We start from the raw sequence: 15,859 nt of genomic DNA, 5'->3' as shown, positions 1-15,859 counted from the left end.
ACTGGAGGTGAGTCAGGACTTCAGTCGGGAAAAGCGCCTGCTTACCCCCCGGCATTTCAAGGCAGTCTTTGACTCCCCTACCGGCAAGGTTCCGGGGAAAAATCTCCTGCTCCTTGCGCGCAACAACGATCTTGATCACCCCCGTCTCGGGCTGGTTATCGGGAAAAAGAGCGTAAAGCTCTCCGTCGAGCGCAATCGCCTCAAACGTCTGATGCGCGAATCGTTTCGCCTGAACCAGGACTCACTGGTCGGATGGGACATAGTTATCGTCGCGCGCAAAGGTTTGGGTGACGTAGAAAACCCCGAATTGATTCAGCATTTCGGCAAACTCTGGAAGCGTCTGGCTCGCACCACGCCGGTACCAGCAGTCAAAACCGAAACTGTAGGGGTAGACAGTCCAGATGCGTAAACTGGCACTCGTTCCGATCCAGTTTTATCGCTATGCCATTAGTCCCCTGATGGCCAGTCACTGTCGCTTCTACCCCAGTTGTTCCTGCTACGCGTTGGAAGCCATTGAAAATCATGGCCTTCTGCGCGGTGGCTGGCTGACCTTTCGTCGTTTAGGTCGCTGTCATCCGTGGAATCCCGGTGGTTATGACCCGGTTCCACCTATCCCTACCTCCCGTTCTTCTTCGATGGCCGAGTAATCATGGATATCAAACGCACGATCCTGATCGTCGCCCTGGCAATCGTGTCCTACGTTATGGTTCTTAAATGGAACCAGGACTATGGCCAGGCTGCCCTGCCGACTCAGAATGTTGCTTCCAGTACGACTACATCCGGTTTGCCGGACACCGCCACTGGCAATAACGCTTCCGCCAGTGACGACATTCCGCGTGCCGCAAGTGATACCAGCGCACCTGCCGAAACGCCGGTGGCCGCCAGCAAGGACCTCATCCAGATCAAAACGGATGTACTGGAACTCGCTATCGACCCACAGGGTGGTGATGTTGCCCAGCTGATGCTGCCGCTTTACCCGCGTCGCCAGGATCATCCGGAAATTCCGTTCCAGCTGTTCGATAATGGCAGCGAACGTACTTATCTGGCACAAAGCGGTCTGATCGGCACCAATGGTCCGGATGCAAACCCGGCCGGTCGTCCGGTTTATTCCTCGGAGAAGAAGGTTTATCAACTGGCTGACGGTCAAGACCAATTGGTCGTGGACCTGAAGTTCAGCAAGGACGGCGTCAACTACATCAAACGTTTCACCCTGAAACGTGGCCTGTATGACGTAACCGTCTCCTATCTGGTCGACAACCAGAGCGCTCAGCCCTGGTCCGGTGCAATGTTCGCGCAACTCAAGCGTGATGCCAGCGCCGATCCATCTTCGACCACCGCCACTGGCACCGCCACTTACCTGGGCGCTGCCCTGTGGACAAGTTCGGAGCCGTACAAGAAAGTGTCCATGAAGGACATGGACAAGGCCCCGTTGAAAGAAACCGTTACTGGCGGGTGGGTTGCCTGGTTGCAACACTACTTCGTCACCGCGTGGATTCCGGCCAAAGGCGATAACAACGTCGTCCAGACCCGTAAAGACAGCAAAGGCAACTACATCATCGGTTACACCGGTCCTTCTTTGACCGTTGCACCGGGTGCCAAGGCTGAAACCAGCGCTGTTCTTTATGCCGGTCCAAAAAGCCAGGCTGTGCTAAAAGAGTTGTCCCCAGGCCTTGAGCTGACTGTCGACTACGGCATTCTCTGGTTCATCGCTCAACCGATCTTCTGGTTGCTGCAACATATCCACGCCATTGTGGGTAACTGGGGCTGGTCGATCATCTTCCTGACCATGCTGATCAAAGGGATTTTCTTCCCGCTGTCGGCTGCCAGCTACAAATCCATGGCGCGCATGCGTGCAGTAGCACCGAAACTGGCCGCGCTGAAAGAGCAACATGGCGATGACCGGCAGAAAATGTCGCAGGCCATGATGGAGCTGTACAAAAAAGAGAAGATCAATCCGCTGGGTGGCTGCTTGCCAATCCTCGTGCAGATGCCGGTTTTCCTCTCGCTGTACTGGGTTCTGCTGGAAAGCGTTGAAATGCGCCAAGCGCCGTTCATGCTGTGGATTACTGACCTGTCGATCAAGGATCCGTTCTTCATTCTGCCGATCATCATGGGTGCAACCATGTTCATCCAGCAGCAGCTGAACCCGACTCCACCGGATCCGATGCAGGCCAAGGTGATGAAGCTGATGCCAATCATCTTCACCTTCTTCTTCCTGTGGTTCCCGGCTGGTCTGGTGCTGTACTGGGTAGTGAACAACTGCCTGTCGATTGCCCAACAGTGGTACATCACACGTAAAATCGAAGCAGCCGCTAAAGCAGCTGCCTGATTTACACTGTGGATAACCACTCAAAACGCCCCCTAGTGGGGCGTTTTGCTATCTGTCACTTTTGTCTGGATACCGGTTTATGAGCGTTCCTCGTGAAACCATCGCCGCTGTCGCGACTGCCCAAGGTCGTGGTGGTGTCGGCATCGTCCGAATTTCCGGGCCGTTGGCCAGCGTAGCGGCCAAGGCCTTCAGTGGTCGCGAACTCAAGCCGCGATACGCCCATTACGGGCCTTTTCTCAGTGAACACGACGAGGTGCTCGACCAGGGCATCGCGCTGTATTTCCCCGGGCCCAACTCTTTCACCGGCGAAGATGTGCTTGAACTCCAGGGGCACGGCGGCCCGATTGTTCTCGATATGTTGCTCAAACGTTGTTTGGAATTGGGCTGTCGGCTCGCCCGACCAGGCGAATTCAGCGAGCGAGCCTTTCTGAACGACAAGCTGGACCTCGCCCAGGCGGAAGCCATCGCCGACCTGATCGAAGCCAGTTCTGCGCAGGCTGCACGAAATGCACTGCGCTCCTTGCAAGGGGCATTTTCGGCACGTGTGCATAACCTCACCGAGCAACTGATTGGCCTGCGTATCTACGTTGAAGCCGCAATCGATTTCCCGGAAGAAGAAATCGACTTCCTCGCCGATGGCCATGTCCTGAGCATGCTCGATAAAGTACGCGACGAGTTATCCACCGTTATGCGTGAAGCCGGGCAGGGCGCCTTGCTGCGTGACGGTATGACGGTGGTGATTGCCGGTCGTCCGAATGCGGGTAAATCGAGTTTGCTCAATGCGTTGGCCGGTCGCGAAGCGGCGATCGTGACAGAAATTGCCGGTACTACCCGGGATGTACTTCGAGAACATATCCACATCGATGGCATGCCGTTGCACGTCGTCGATACCGCCGGTCTGCGCGATACCGATGATCATGTAGAAAAAATCGGCGTAGAACGGGCATTGAAAGCGATCAGTGAGGCGGACCGAGTGCTGCTGGTCGTCGATGCCACCGCTCCAGAGGCACTTGATCCTTTTGCATTGTGGCCGGAGTTTCTAGAAGTCCGTCCAGATCCCGCGAAAGTCACCCTGATCCGCAACAAGGCAGACCTTACGGGCGAAGCCATCGCCCTGGAAGTCAGCGAGGACGGGCACGTGACGATCAGCCTCAGCGCAAAGGCGGGCGGTGATGGCCTTGATCTATTGCGTGATCACCTCAAGGCCTGCATGGGTTACGAACAGACGTCGGAAAGCAGCTTCAGCGCACGCAGGCGTCACCTGGACGCATTGCGTCATGCCAGTGCCGCCCTCGAGCATGGTCGCGCTCAGCTGACTCTGGCCGGTGCCGGCGAGTTGCTGGCAGAGGATTTGCGACAGGCTCAGCATGCCCTGGGGGAAATTACCGGCGCATTCAGCTCCGATGATCTGTTGGGAAGGATTTTTTCCAGCTTCTGCATCGGTAAATAACGCCCTTCGTTGTCCACAGACAGGCCATTCGAGCCTGTCTGCTTTCTCCTTTTCTTGATCAAACACCGAGTGCCGAGCGGATTCTTTTTGCTTGAGCGGCATTTATGTGCCCGGATTTTGATCATTCCGGCGCTTTTCTGTGGATTAAGCCCTGTGAATAACTGCAGTTAAGGTCGGTTGATAACAGGGCTCGAAAACTGAACATAACCCGCTCTGTGGATAACCAACCCTTTCATCCACAGGCTTACACCGGTTATCCAAGGGCCTCATTGGCACATGAACACAGGGTTTTGAACCTCTGTACACATTGAAAATAAAGGCCTGTATCAATCTATCCACAGAAAGTAGGCCGCATAGAAATAAACATAAAAACAAAGATTTAATAAATTTCTTTCTTTTTAATTTCTATAACCGCGACTTTTCCACAGCTGGTTAAATTTTGTGCAAAGGGTTCTTTAGGAAGTGCGAAGTCCCTATACTTGTCGACCAGGTCCAAAAACCTGAGCTCAAACTATTCCTGAATTACCTACTTAAGCAGGCACGAGGTGCGTGGTGGATTTCCCTTCCCGTTTTGAAGTGATCGTCATCGGCGGCGGTCATGCCGGTACCGAGGCAGCACTGGCCTCAGCACGTATGGGGGTCAAAACCCTGTTGCTGACGCATAACGTGGAAACCCTCGGTGCCATGAGTTGCAATCCGGCCATCGGGGGGATCGGCAAAAGCCACCTGGTCAAGGAAATCGACGCCCTCGGCGGCGCGATGGCCATGGCTACCGATCAAGGCGGTATCCAGTTTCGCGTGTTGAACAGCCGCAAAGGTCCGGCTGTGCGAGCAACCCGCGCACAGGCAGACCGTATTCTGTACAAGGCCGCTGTCCGCGAGATCCTGGAAAATCAGCCGAACCTGTGGATATTTCAACAGGCCGCAGACGACCTGATCGTCGAGCAGGAGCAAGTCCGGGGCGTTGTCACGCAAATGGGTCTGCGTTTCTTCGCTGATTCCGTGGTGTTGACCACCGGCACGTTCCTCGGTGGACTTATCCACATCGGTTTGCAGAATTTTTCCGGCGGTCGCGCCGGTGATCCGCCATCGATCGCGCTGGCTCACCGTCTGCGTGAACTGCCATTGCGTGTGGGCCGTTTGAAAACCGGTACTCCGCCGCGTATCGACGGGCGGTCTGTGGATTTCTCGGTGATGTCCGAACAACCGGGTGATACGCCGATCCCGGTGATGTCGTTCATGGGGTCCAAAGAGCAGCATCCGAAGCAAGTCAGCTGCTGGATTACACACACCAACGCTCGCACTCACGAAATCATTGCCGCGAACCTCGATCGTTCGCCGATGTATTCCGCTGCCGGTGAGATCGAAGGGATCGGTCCGCGTTATTGCCCGTCGATCGAAGACAAGATCCATCGCTTCGCTGACAAGGAAAGCCATCAGGTGTTTATCGAACCGGAAGGTTTGACCACCCATGAGCTGTACCCGAACGGAATATCCACAAGCTTGCCGTTTGACGTGCAATTGCAGATCGTGCAATCGATCCGCGGGATGGAAAACGCACACATCGTGCGTCCGGGCTACGCCATCGAGTACGACTACTTCGATCCGCGAGACCTGAAGTACAGCCTGGAAACCAAAGTCATCGGCGGTTTGTTCTTCGCCGGGCAAATCAACGGTACGACCGGTTACGAAGAAGCCGGTGCCCAGGGTTTGCTTGCCGGGACCAACGCTGCACTGCGTGCCCAAGGCAAAGACGCCTGGTGCCCGCGTCGCGATGAAGCGTACATCGGCGTATTGGTCGACGACCTGATCACCCTTGGTACTCAAGAGCCGTACCGGATGTTCACCTCCCGGGCCGAGTACCGTCTGATCCTGCGGGAAGACAACGCCGACCTGCGCTTGACTGAAAAAGGTCGCGAACTGGGTCTGGTGGATGACGTGCGCTGGGCCGCGTTCTGCAAAAAACGCGAGAGCATCGAGTTGGAAGAGCAGCGCCTGAAAAGCACCTGGGTCCGCCCGGGCACCGAACAGGGCGATGCCATTGCCGAAAAATTCGGCACGCCTCTGACCCACGAATACAACCTGCTCAATCTCTTGAGTCGCCCGGAAATCGACTACGCTGGTTTGATCGCCGTGACCGGTGGGGGCGCAGAAGATCCACAGGTTGCCGAGCAGGTCGAAATCAAGACCAAGTACGCCGGCTACATCGATCGTCAACAGGATGAAATCGCCCGCCTGCGCGCCAGCGAGGACACCAGACTGCCTGTGGATATCGATTACACGAATATTTCCGGTCTCTCCAAAGAGATCCAGAGCAAACTCGGTGCGACACGTCCGGAGACTTTGGGCCAGGCCTCGCGTATCCCGGGCGTAACGCCGGCAGCCATTTCGCTGTTGATGATTCATTTGAAAAAACGCGGCGCGGGCCGTCAGTTGGAGCAAAGCGCTTGAGTTCGTTGGTCACTTCGCAACACGCAGAAGAGTTATCCACAGGTGCTCGCCAGCTTGGTGTCACGCTGACAGAAACCCAGCATGCGCAATTGCTGGCTTATCTGGCCCTGTTGATCAAATGGAACAAGGCCTACAACCTCACCGCCGTGCGTGATCCGGACGAAATGGTGTCCCGTCATTTGCTCGATAGTCTGAGTGTGATGTCGTTCATCGAAAACGGCCGCTGGCTCGACGTTGGCAGTGGCGGTGGCATGCCAGGCATTCCGCTGGCGATCCTGTTTCCCGAGTCCCAGGTGACCTGCCTGGACAGCAACGGCAAGAAAACCCGCTTCCTGACCCAGGTCAAACTCGAACTGAAACTCGATAACCTGCAAGTTATCCACAGTCGCGTCGAAGCCTTCCAGCCTGAATTGCCATTCAACGGGATTATTTCCCGGGCCTTCAGCAGCATGGAAAACTTCAGCAACTGGACTCGCCACCTTGGCGACACCGAAACACGTTGGCTGGCAATGAAGGGCGTTCATCCCGCCGATGAGCTGGTAGCATTGCCGGCAGACTTCCACCTCGATAGCGAACACGCCCTGGCCGTACCCGGTTGCCAAGGCCAACGCCATTTGCTGATACTGCGCCGCACGGCATGATTGGGAACACAAGCAAGAATGGCTAAGGTATTCGCGATAGCGAACCAGAAGGGTGGTGTGGGCAAGACCACCACCTGTATCAACCTCGCAGCATCCCTGGTCGCGACCAAGCGCCGGGTGCTGTTGATCGATCTCGATCCACAAGGCAACGCCACCATGGGTAGCGGTGTGGATAAACATGGTCTCGAAAACTCGGTCTACGACCTTCTGATCGGCGAATGTGATCTGGCTCAGGCCATGCACTACTCCGAGCACGGTGGTTACCAGCTGTTGCCGGCCAACCGAGACCTGACAGCGGCCGAAGTGGTTCTGCTGGAAATGCAGATGAAGGAAAGTCGCCTGCGCAGTGCGCTGGCGCCGATCCGGGAAAACTACGATTACATTTTGATCGACTGCCCTCCGTCGCTGTCGATGCTGACGCTGAACGCGTTGGTCGCCGCCGACGGGGTCATCATCCCCATGCAGTGCGAGTACTTCGCGCTCGAAGGCTTGAGCGACCTTGTGGATAACATCAAGCGTATTGCCGAGCTGCTGAACCCGAACCTCAAGGTCGAAGGTTTGCTGCGCACGATGTACGACCCACGCCTGAGCCTGATGAACGACGTCTCCGCTCAGCTCAAGGAACACTTCGGCGAGCAGCTCTACGACACGGTCATTCCGCGAAACATTCGTCTGGCCGAAGCCCCGAGCTACGGCATGCCTGCGCTGGCTTACGACAAGGCATCGCGCGGCGCCATTGCCTATCTGGCTTTGGCAGGCGAGATGGTTCGCCGCCAACGCAAAAACTCACGCATCGCCGCCGCTCAGGCAACTTAAGGAATCCCCATGGCCGTCAAGAAACGAGGTCTCGGACGTGGACTGGATGCACTGCTGAGTGGTCCGACAGTCAGCTCGCTGGAAGAACAGGCGGCGCAAGCCGATCACCGTGAGCTGCAACACCTGCCACTGGACTTGCTCCAGCGCGGCAAGTATCAACCGCGTCGTGATATGGATCCCCAGGCACTTGAAGAGCTGGCTCAGTCGATCAAGGCGCAAGGCGTTATGCAACCGATCGTGGTTCGCCCGATCGGTGGCGGTCGTTTCGAGATCATCGCCGGTGAGCGCCGCTGGCGTGCCAGCCAGCAGGCCGGGCAGGAAACTATTCCGGCGATGGTGCGCGATGTGCCGGACGAAACTGCTATCGCCATCGCGCTGATTGAAAACATCCAGCGTGAAGATCTCAATCCGATCGAGGAAGCGGTGGCGTTGCAGCGTCTGCAACAGGAATTCCAGCTGACACAGCAGCAGGTGGCCGAAGCAGTGGGCAAGTCGCGGGTTACCGTCGCGAACCTGTTGCGCCTGATTTCGTTACCGGAAGTCATCAAGACCATGTTGTCCCACGGTGATCTGGAAATGGGTCATGCCCGTGCTTTGCTCGGGTTGCCGGAAAATCAACAGGTTGAAGGGGCGCGACACGTTGTCGCACGCGGCCTCACCGTGCGCCAGACTGAAGCACTGGTTCGCCAGTGGTTGAGCGGCAAACCGGAGCCAGTCGAAGCCACAAAACCAGACCCGGATATCGCCCGTCTCGAACAGCGTCTGGCCGAGCGCCTAGGCTCTGCGGTGCAGATTCGCCACGGAAAGAAGGGTAAAGGGCAGCTGGTGATTGGCTACAACTCCCTGGATGAACTCCAGGGCGTACTCGCACATATTCGCTGAAACATTTACTCATGTAGCGCGCAGTCGGAAATCACTACCTGACAGTTGAATAGGGGCTGAACCGCCCCTATACTCTGCGCGCATTTTGTCGGCACAAATTATGCCAAGTTATTGCATTTCGGCAGCCGACCATTGGAGAGTAAAAGTGATGGAAACCCGCACGCCAAACCGCTTGCCCTTCCATCGTCTGGCAGTTTTTCCGGTGTTAATGGCTCAATTTGTCGTGTTGCTGATCGCCGCTTTGGCGCTCTGGTACCGATATGGAGTCGTTGCCGGGTACTCGGGACTCTGCGGAGGCCTGATAGCCTTGCTACCCAATGTTTATTTCGCTCACAGGGCATTTCGGTTTTCCGGCGCCCGAGCAGCCCAGTCCATCGTCCGGTCATTTTATGCCGGCGAGGCAGGCAAACTGATTTTGACGGCAGTGCTGTTTGCACTGGTGTTTGCAGGTGTGAAGCCACTGGCGCCGATTGCAGTATTCGGTGCCTTCGTGCTGACTCAGTCGGTCAGCTGGTTCGCTCCCCTGCTGATGAGAACAAGACTTTCGAGACCTTAGGGCGTTTGAGGCAACCATGGCAGAAACAACCGCTTCGGGCTATATCCAGCACCACTTGCAGAACCTGACCTTCGGTCAGCACCCTACCGGCGGCTGGGGCTTTGCCCACACCGCAGCAGAAGCCAAGGAAATGGGCTTCTGGGCTTTCCACGTCGATACCCTCGGCTGGTCGGTCGCATTGGGTCTGATCTTCGTTCTTCTTTTCCGCATGGCGGCGAAGAAAGCGACCTCCGGTCAGCCAGGTGCTTTGCAGAACTTCGTTGAAGTATTGGTCGAATTCGTCGATGGCAGCGTGAAAGACAGCTTCCATGGCCGTAGCCCGGTGATTGCACCGCTGGCACTGACCATCTTCGTCTGGGTGTTCCTGATGAACGCCGTCGACCTGGTACCGGTCGACTGGATTCCTCAGCTGGCCATCCTGATCTCCGGCGATGCACACATCCCGTTCCGCGCCGTGTCGACCACCGATCCGAACGCGACTCTGGGCATGGCCATCTCGGTTTTCGCACTGATCATTTTCTATAGCATCAAGGTCAAGGGCATCGGCGGCTTCATCGGCGAACTGACCCTGCACCCGTTCGGCAGCAAGAACATCTTCGTTCAGGCCCTGCTGATCCCGGTGAACTTCCTGCTGGAATTCGTGACCCTGATCGCCAAGCCGATCTCCCTGGCTCTGCGTCTGTTCGGCAACATGTATGCCGGCGAGCTGGTCTTCATTCTGATTGCTGTGATGTTCGGCAGCGGTCTGCTCTGGCTTAGTGGCCTGGGCGTTGTTCTGCAGTGGGCGTGGGCTGTGTTCCACATCCTGATCATCACCCTGCAGGCGTTCATCTTCATGATGTTGACCATCGTTTACCTGTCGATGGCACACGAAGAAAACCATTAAGACCAGTCTCGACTAGTCTGATGTCCTTCCCGGTAAAACGGGAAGGGGCTCTATCTGAAACGATTTGTTTTACCGCTTTAATCTAAAAAACCTAAACCATACGACGTAAAAGTCGGGAGGAAAGATGGAAACTGTAGTTGGTCTAACCGCTATCGCTGTTGCACTGTTGATCGGCCTGGGCGCACTGGGTACCGCAATTGGTTTCGGCCTGCTGGGCGGCAAGTTCCTGGAAGGCGCAGCGCGTCAGCCAGAAATGGTCCCAATGCTGCAAGTTAAAATGTTCATCGTTGCCGGTCTGCTCGACGCCGTAACCATGATCGGTGTTGGTATCGCTCTGTTCTTCACCTTTGCGAACCCGTTCGTTGGTCAAATCGCTGGCTAATTACTCGGATCTTCCGGGTAATTTGGTGTGATGGACAACGTAACTGCGAGGTGTTGGCGTGAACATTAATGCGACCCTGATTGGCCAGTCCGTTGCGTTCCTGATTTTTGTACTGTTCTGCATGAAGTTCGTATGGCCTCCGGTCATTGCGGCACTGCACGAACGTCAAAAGAAGATCGCTGATGGTCTGGACGCTGCCAGCCGTGCAGCTCGCGACCTGGAGTTGGCCCAAGAGAAAGCGGGTCACCAACTGCGCGAAGCGAAAGCTCAGGCAGCTGAAATCATCGAGCAAGCCAAGAAACGCGGTAACCAGATTGTCGAAGAGGCTGTTGAAAAAGCCCGTGTCGACGCTGACCGTGTGAAGGTTCAGGCTCAAGCCGAGATCGAACAGGAACTGAACAGTGTCAAAGACGCGCTGCGTGCCCAAGTGGGCTTGCTGGCAGTCGGCGGCGCCGAGAAGATCCTGGGTGCCACAATCGATCAAAACGCGCACGCAGAGCTGGTTAACCAACTGGCTGCTGAAATCTAAGCGAGGGCGATCATGGCAGAACTGACCACGTTGGCCCGACCTTACGCTAAGGCGGCCTTCGAGCACGCTCAGGCCCACCAGCAACTGGCCAATTGGTCAGCCATGCTCGGCCTGGCTGCAGCGGTGTCGGAAGACGACACCATGCAGCGCGTGCTCAAGGCCCCGCGACTGACGAGCGCAGAAAAGGCCGCCACGTTTATTGACGTGTGCGGCGACAAGTTTGATGCCAAGGCACAGAACTTCATCCACGTCGTTGCCGAAAACGACCGTCTCCCGCTATTGCCGGAGATTGCCGCTCTTTTCGACCTGTACAAGGCCGAGCAAGAGAAGTCGGTAGACGTTGAAGTCACCAGTGCTTTTGCATTGAACCAAGAACAGCAAGACAAACTCGCCAAGGTTCTCAGTGCACGACTCAACCGGGAAGTGCGCCTGCAAGTTGCGGAGGACGCTGCCCTTATTGGTGGTGTCGTCATCCGCGCCGGCGACCTGGTTATCGATGGCTCGATTCGCGGCAAAATCGCGAAACTTGCCGAAGCATTGAAATCTTGAGTTTGAAGGGGCAGCAGAGCAATGCAGCAACTCAATCCTTCCGAAATAAGTGAAATTATCAAGGGCCGCATCGACAAGCTCGATGTGACCTCCCAAGCCCGTAACGAAGGCACTGTCGTCAGCGTATCTGACGGTATCGTGCGGATTCACGGTCTGGCCGACGTAATGTACGGCGAGATGATCGAGTTTCCGGGCGGCGTCTTCGGTATGGCACTCAACCTGGAGCAAGACTCCGTAGGTGCCGTTGTATTGGGCGCATACCAGTCTTTGGCTGAAGGCATGAGCGCCAAGTGCACCGGCCGCATCCTGGAAGTTCCGGTTGGTAAGGAACTGCTGGGTCGCGTAGTCGACGCACTGGGTAACCCTGTTGACGGCAAAGGTCCACTGGGCAACACCGAGACCGACGCGGTCGAGAAAGTTGCTCCAGGCGTGATCTGGCGTAAGTCGGTAGACCAGCCTGTACAGACTGGCTACAAGGCTGTCGATGCCATGATCCCTGTCGGCCGTGGCCAGCGTGAGCTGATCATCGGTGACCGTCAGATCGGTAAAACCGCTCTGGCGATCGACGCGATCATCAACCAGAAGAACAGCGGCATTTTCTGCGTCTACGTAGCCATCGGTCAGAAACAATCGACCATCGCCAACGTGGTTCGCAAGCTGGAAGAAAACGGCGCCCTGGCCAACACGATCATCGTGGCTGCCAGTGCTTCGGAATCTCCTGCGCTGCAATTCCTGGCACCGTACTCCGGTTGCACCATGGGTGAATTCTTCCGCGACCGCGGTGAAGACGCGCTGATCGTTTATGACGATCTGTCCAAGCAAGCAGTGGCTTACCGCCAGATTTCCCTGCTGCTGCGCCGTCCACCAGGCCGTGAAGCTTACCCAGGCGACGTGTTCTATCTCCACTCCCGTCTGCTGGAGCGCGCATCCCGCGTTTCGGAAGAATACGTAGAGAAGTTCACCAACGGCGCAGTGACCGGCAAAACCGGTTCCCTGACCGCACTGCCGATCATCGAAACCCAGGCTGGCGACGTTTCCGCGTTCGTTCCGACCAACGTGATTTCCATCACCGACGGTCAGATCTTCCTGGAATCGGCCATGTTCAACTCGGGCATCCGCCCTGCAGTGAACGCCGGTGTTTCGGTATCCCGTGTGGGTGGTGCCGCTCAGACCAAGATCATCAAGAAGCTCTCCGGTGGTATCCGTACCGCTCTGGCTCAGTACCGTGAACTGGCGGCATTCGCCCAGTTCGCTTCTGACCTGGACGAAGCGACCCGTAAGCAACTTGAGCATGGTCAGCGCGTTACCGAGCTGATGAAGCAGAAGCAATACGCACCAATGTCGATCGCTGACATGGCGCTGTCGCTGTATGCCGCTGAGCGTGGGTTCCTGACTGACGTTGAAATCGCCAAGATCGGCAGCTTCGAGCAAGCGCTGATTGCTTTCTTCAACCGCGATCACGCCGATTTGATGGCGAAGATCAACGTGAAAGGTGACTTCAATGACGAAATCGACGCTGGCATGAAAGCCGGTATCGAGAAGTTCAAGGCCACCCAAACCTGGTAAGCCGCAGCGGGAGCCGCAAGGCTCCCGCTTGCTAACCTGATAGGTGTTACATGGCAGGCGCAAAAGAGATTCGCAGTAAGATTGCGAGCATCAAAAGCACGCAAAAGATTACCAGCGCCATGGAAAAAGTGGCGGTCAGCAAAATGCGCAAGGCACAAATGCGCATGGCTGCTAGCCGTCCTTATGCGGAGCGTATCCGCCAGGTAATTGGGCATCTGGCCAACGCCAACCCGGAATACCGCCACCCGTTCATGATCGACCGCGAAATCAAGCGTGTTGGTTATGTCGTAGTGAGCAGTGACCGTGGTTTGTGCGGCGGCTTGAACACCAACCTGTTCAAGGCCCTGGTCAAGGACATGGCGGTAAACCGCGAAAACGGCGTCGAGATCGATCTGTGTGTCGTTGGTAGCAAGGGTGCGGCCTTTTTCCGCAACTTCGGCGGTAACGTCGTTGCAGCTATCAGCCACCTGGGTGAAGAGCCGTCGATCAATGATCTGATCGGCAGCGTCAAGGTGATGCTGGATGCCTACCTGGACGGCCGTATTGACCGCCTGTCCGTGGTGTCCAACAAGTTCATCAACACCATGACGCAACAGCCTACCGTGGAGCAATTGATTCCACTGGTGGCAACCCCGGATCAAGACCTCAAGCACCACTGGGACTATCTCTACGAACCGGATGCCAAGGAGCTGCTGGACGGCTTGATGGTCCGTTACGTGGAGTCGCAGGTCTACCAGGCGGTGGTCGAGAACAACGCGGCTGAACAAGCTGCGCGGATGATCGCGATGAAGAACGCTACCGACAACGCCGGTGATTTGATCAGCGATTTGCAGCTGGTCTACAACAAGGCGCGTCAGGCTGCGATCACCCAAGAGATCTCGGAAATCGTCGGCGGCGCTGCCGCGGTTTAACGGTTCAAATATTCAGAGGATCCAGCTATGAGTAGCGGACGTATCGTTCAAATCATCGGCGCCGTTATCGACGTGGAATTTCCACGCGACAGCGTACCGAGCATCTACAACGCGCTGACAGTTCAAAGCGCGGCCGGGACCACTCTGGAAGTTCAGCAGCAGCTGGGCGACGGCGTGGTTCGTACCATTGCGATGGGTTCCACCGAAGGCTTGAAGCGCGGTCTGGACGTTGTCGACTCCGGCGCAGCCATTTCCGTACCGGTCGGTAAAGCGACTCTGGGCCGGATCATGGACGTTCTGGGCAACCCGATCGACGAAGCAGGTCCTATCGCTACTGAAGAGCGTTGGGGCATTCACCGTCCAGCGCCTTCGTTCGCTGAACAGGCAGGCGGCAACGACCTGCTGGAAACCGGCATCAAGGTTATCGACCTGGTTTGCCCGTTTGCCAAAGGCGGTAAAGTCGGTCTGTTTGGTGGTGCCGGTGTAGGCAAAACCGTAAACATGATGGAACTGATCCGTAACATCGCCATCGAGCACAGCGGTTATTCCGTGTTCGCCGGTGTGGGTGAGCGTACTCGTGAGGGTAACGACTTCTACCACGAGATGAAGGATTCCAACGTTCTGGACAAAGTGGCACTGGTTTACGGTCAGATGAACGAGCCGCCGGGTAACCGTCTGCGCGTAGCACTGACCGGCCTGACCATGGCCGAGAAGTTCCGTGACGAAGGTAACGACGTTCTGCTGTTCGTCGACAACATCTACCGTTACACCTTGGCCGGTACTGAAGTATCCGCACTGCTGGGCCGTATGCCTTCCGCAGTAGGCTACCAGCCGACCCTGGCTGAAGAGATGGGCGTTCTGCAAGAACGTATCACTTCGACCAAGGAAGGTTCGATCACTTCGATCCAAGCGGTATACGTACCTGCGGATGACTTGACCGACCCGTCGCCAGCGACCACCTTCGCCCACTTGGACGCTACCGTCGTTCTGTCCCGTGACATCGCTTCCCTGGGTATCTACCCAGCGGTCGATCCACTCGACTCGACTTCGCGCCAGCTGGACCCGAACGTAATCGGCCAGGACCACTACGACACCGCTCGCGGCGTTCAGTACGTTCTGCAGCGTTACAAAGAACTGAAGGACATCATTGCGATCCTGGGTATGGACGAGCTGTCGGAAGCCGACAAGCAGTTGGTAAACCGTGCTCGTAAGATCCAGCGCTTCTTGTCGCAGCCGTTCTTCGTGGCTGAAGTCTTCACCGGTGCATCGGGTAAATACGTTTCCCTGAAAGACACCATTGCTGGCTTCAAAGGCATCCTCAACGGTGACTACGACCACCTGCCAGAACAAGCGTTCTACATGGTTGGCGGCATCGAAGAAGCGATCGAAAAAGCCAAGAAACTGTAATCCCGGCGCCCGGCAACGGGCGCTAATTTAGGTTGAGGCAATCAGATGGCTATGACAGTCCATTGCGATATCGTCAGCGCGGAAGGGGAAATCTTTTCCGGTCTGGTCGAGATGGTGATTGCGCACGGTGCACTGGGTGATCTTGGTATCGCTCTGGGTCACGCGCCGCTGATCACTAATCTGAAGCCAGGGCCGATCCGCCTGGTCAAGCAGGGCGGGGAAGAGGAGGTGTATTACATCTCCGGTGGTTTCCTCGAGGTTCAGCCGAACATGGTCAAGGTTCTTGCCGACACCGTGCAACGTGCTGCCGACCTGGATGAAGCCTCCGCTCAGGAAGCCGTCAAGGCAGCCGAGAAGGCCTTGCATGAACGTGGCGCAGAGTTCGATTACGGTTCTGCTGCCGCACGTCTGGCCGAGGCCGCAGCTCAGCTGCGCACCGTCCAGCAGATCCGCAAGAAGTTCGGCCACTAAGGCGGCGCTTGTTGTGTGATTGATTAAAAAGGG

17 protein-coding genes are annotated in these 15,859 nt (G+C 56.5%); all 17 read left to right on the top strand.

What is annotated here, in order from left to right:
* The first annotated feature begins 7 nt into the window (after positions 1 to 7).
* The gene (rnpA, locus tag QMK58_RS00815) at positions 8 to 409 is read left to right on the top strand and encodes a ribonuclease P protein component (protein ID WP_053164129.1); all 402 of its coding nucleotides are present in this window, start codon (positions 8 to 10) and stop codon (positions 407 to 409) included.
* A complete protein-coding gene (gene yidD / locus QMK58_RS00810; protein WP_010207715.1) occupies positions 402 to 647 on the top strand; it encodes a membrane protein insertion efficiency factor YidD in 246 nt (81 codons plus the stop codon). Before rnpA ends, yidD begins: the two co-directional genes overlap by 8 nt.
* A 2-nt stretch (positions 648 to 649) precedes the next feature.
* On the top strand, positions 650 to 2,329 hold the full coding sequence (gene yidC, locus QMK58_RS00805; protein WP_053164063.1) for a membrane protein insertase YidC: 1,680 nt from the start codon (positions 650 to 652) through the stop codon (positions 2,327 to 2,329).
* A gap of 79 nt (positions 2,330 to 2,408) precedes the next feature.
* Entirely contained in the window at positions 2,409 to 3,779 is a 1,371-nt protein-coding gene (gene mnmE, locus QMK58_RS00800; protein ID WP_320395768.1) for a tRNA uridine-5-carboxymethylaminomethyl(34) synthesis GTPase MnmE, read from the top strand.
* Between the two features lie 552 nt (positions 3,780 to 4,331).
* A complete protein-coding gene (gene mnmG / locus QMK58_RS00795; protein ID WP_320395767.1) occupies positions 4,332 to 6,230 on the top strand; it encodes a tRNA uridine-5-carboxymethylaminomethyl(34) synthesis enzyme MnmG in 1,899 nt (632 codons plus the stop codon).
* Positions 6,227 to 6,871 (top strand): 16S rRNA (guanine(527)-N(7))-methyltransferase RsmG, encoded by a 645-nt coding sequence (gene rsmG, locus QMK58_RS00790; protein ID WP_053164058.1) that lies wholly within the window; start codon positions 6,227 to 6,229, stop codon positions 6,869 to 6,871. Before mnmG ends, rsmG begins: the two co-directional genes overlap by 4 nt.
* 18 nt (positions 6,872 to 6,889) lie before the next feature.
* On the top strand, positions 6,890 to 7,687 hold the full coding sequence (locus QMK58_RS00785) for a ParA family protein (RefSeq protein WP_053164056.1): 798 nt from the start codon (positions 6,890 to 6,892) through the stop codon (positions 7,685 to 7,687).
* Positions 7,688 to 7,696: 9 nt separating this feature from the next.
* Positions 7,697 to 8,569 carry a ParB/RepB/Spo0J family partition protein gene (locus QMK58_RS00780; RefSeq protein ID WP_320395766.1) on the top strand — a complete coding sequence of 291 codons (873 nt, stop codon included), beginning with the start codon at positions 7,697 to 7,699 and terminating at the stop codon, positions 8,567 to 8,569.
* Between the two features lie 148 nt (positions 8,570 to 8,717).
* Positions 8,718 to 9,125: a F0F1 ATP synthase subunit I gene (locus tag QMK58_RS00775; RefSeq protein WP_008045685.1), complete on the top strand. Its 408-nt coding sequence runs from the start codon at positions 8,718 to 8,720 to the stop codon at positions 9,123 to 9,125.
* Between the two features lie 16 nt (positions 9,126 to 9,141).
* Entirely contained in the window at positions 9,142 to 10,011 is an 870-nt protein-coding gene (atpB, locus tag QMK58_RS00770; protein WP_053164051.1) for a F0F1 ATP synthase subunit A, read from the top strand.
* A 124-nt stretch (positions 10,012 to 10,135) separates the two neighbouring features.
* The gene (gene atpE / locus QMK58_RS00765) at positions 10,136 to 10,393 is read left to right on the top strand and encodes a F0F1 ATP synthase subunit C (RefSeq protein WP_003097235.1); all 258 of its coding nucleotides are present in this window, start codon (positions 10,136 to 10,138) and stop codon (positions 10,391 to 10,393) included.
* Positions 10,394 to 10,451: 58 nt separating this feature from the next.
* A complete protein-coding gene (locus QMK58_RS00760; protein WP_008045681.1) occupies positions 10,452 to 10,922 on the top strand; it encodes a F0F1 ATP synthase subunit B in 471 nt (156 codons plus the stop codon).
* Positions 10,923 to 10,934: 12 nt separating this feature from the next.
* Positions 10,935 to 11,471, top strand: a complete 537-nt coding sequence (locus QMK58_RS00755; RefSeq protein ID WP_008045680.1) for a F0F1 ATP synthase subunit delta — start codon at positions 10,935 to 10,937, stop codon at positions 11,469 to 11,471.
* 21 nt (positions 11,472 to 11,492) lie between these two features.
* Positions 11,493 to 13,037 carry a F0F1 ATP synthase subunit alpha gene (gene atpA / locus QMK58_RS00750; RefSeq protein WP_030132553.1) on the top strand — a complete coding sequence of 515 codons (1,545 nt, stop codon included), beginning with the start codon at positions 11,493 to 11,495 and terminating at the stop codon, positions 13,035 to 13,037.
* 50 nt (positions 13,038 to 13,087) lie between these two features.
* Positions 13,088 to 13,948, top strand: a complete 861-nt coding sequence (atpG, locus tag QMK58_RS00745) for a F0F1 ATP synthase subunit gamma (protein ID WP_008045673.1) — start codon at positions 13,088 to 13,090, stop codon at positions 13,946 to 13,948.
* 27 nt (positions 13,949 to 13,975) lie between these two features.
* Positions 13,976 to 15,355: a F0F1 ATP synthase subunit beta gene (gene atpD / locus QMK58_RS00740; protein WP_008045671.1), complete on the top strand. Its 1,380-nt coding sequence runs from the start codon at positions 13,976 to 13,978 to the stop codon at positions 15,353 to 15,355.
* Positions 15,356 to 15,400: 45 nt separating this feature from the next.
* Complete coding sequence (locus QMK58_RS00735; RefSeq protein WP_007969909.1) at positions 15,401 to 15,826, top strand: F0F1 ATP synthase subunit epsilon; 426 nt, start codon at positions 15,401 to 15,403, stop codon at positions 15,824 to 15,826.
* Positions 15,827 to 15,859: the final 33 nt, after the last annotated feature.

Source organism: Pseudomonas sp. P8_241, assembly GCF_034008315.1.
Lineage (GTDB): Bacteria > Pseudomonadota > Gammaproteobacteria > Pseudomonadales > Pseudomonadaceae > Aquipseudomonas.
The sequence above is the reverse complement of the archived record's forward strand: the minus strand, read 5'-3'. Positions and strand labels throughout refer to the sequence as shown.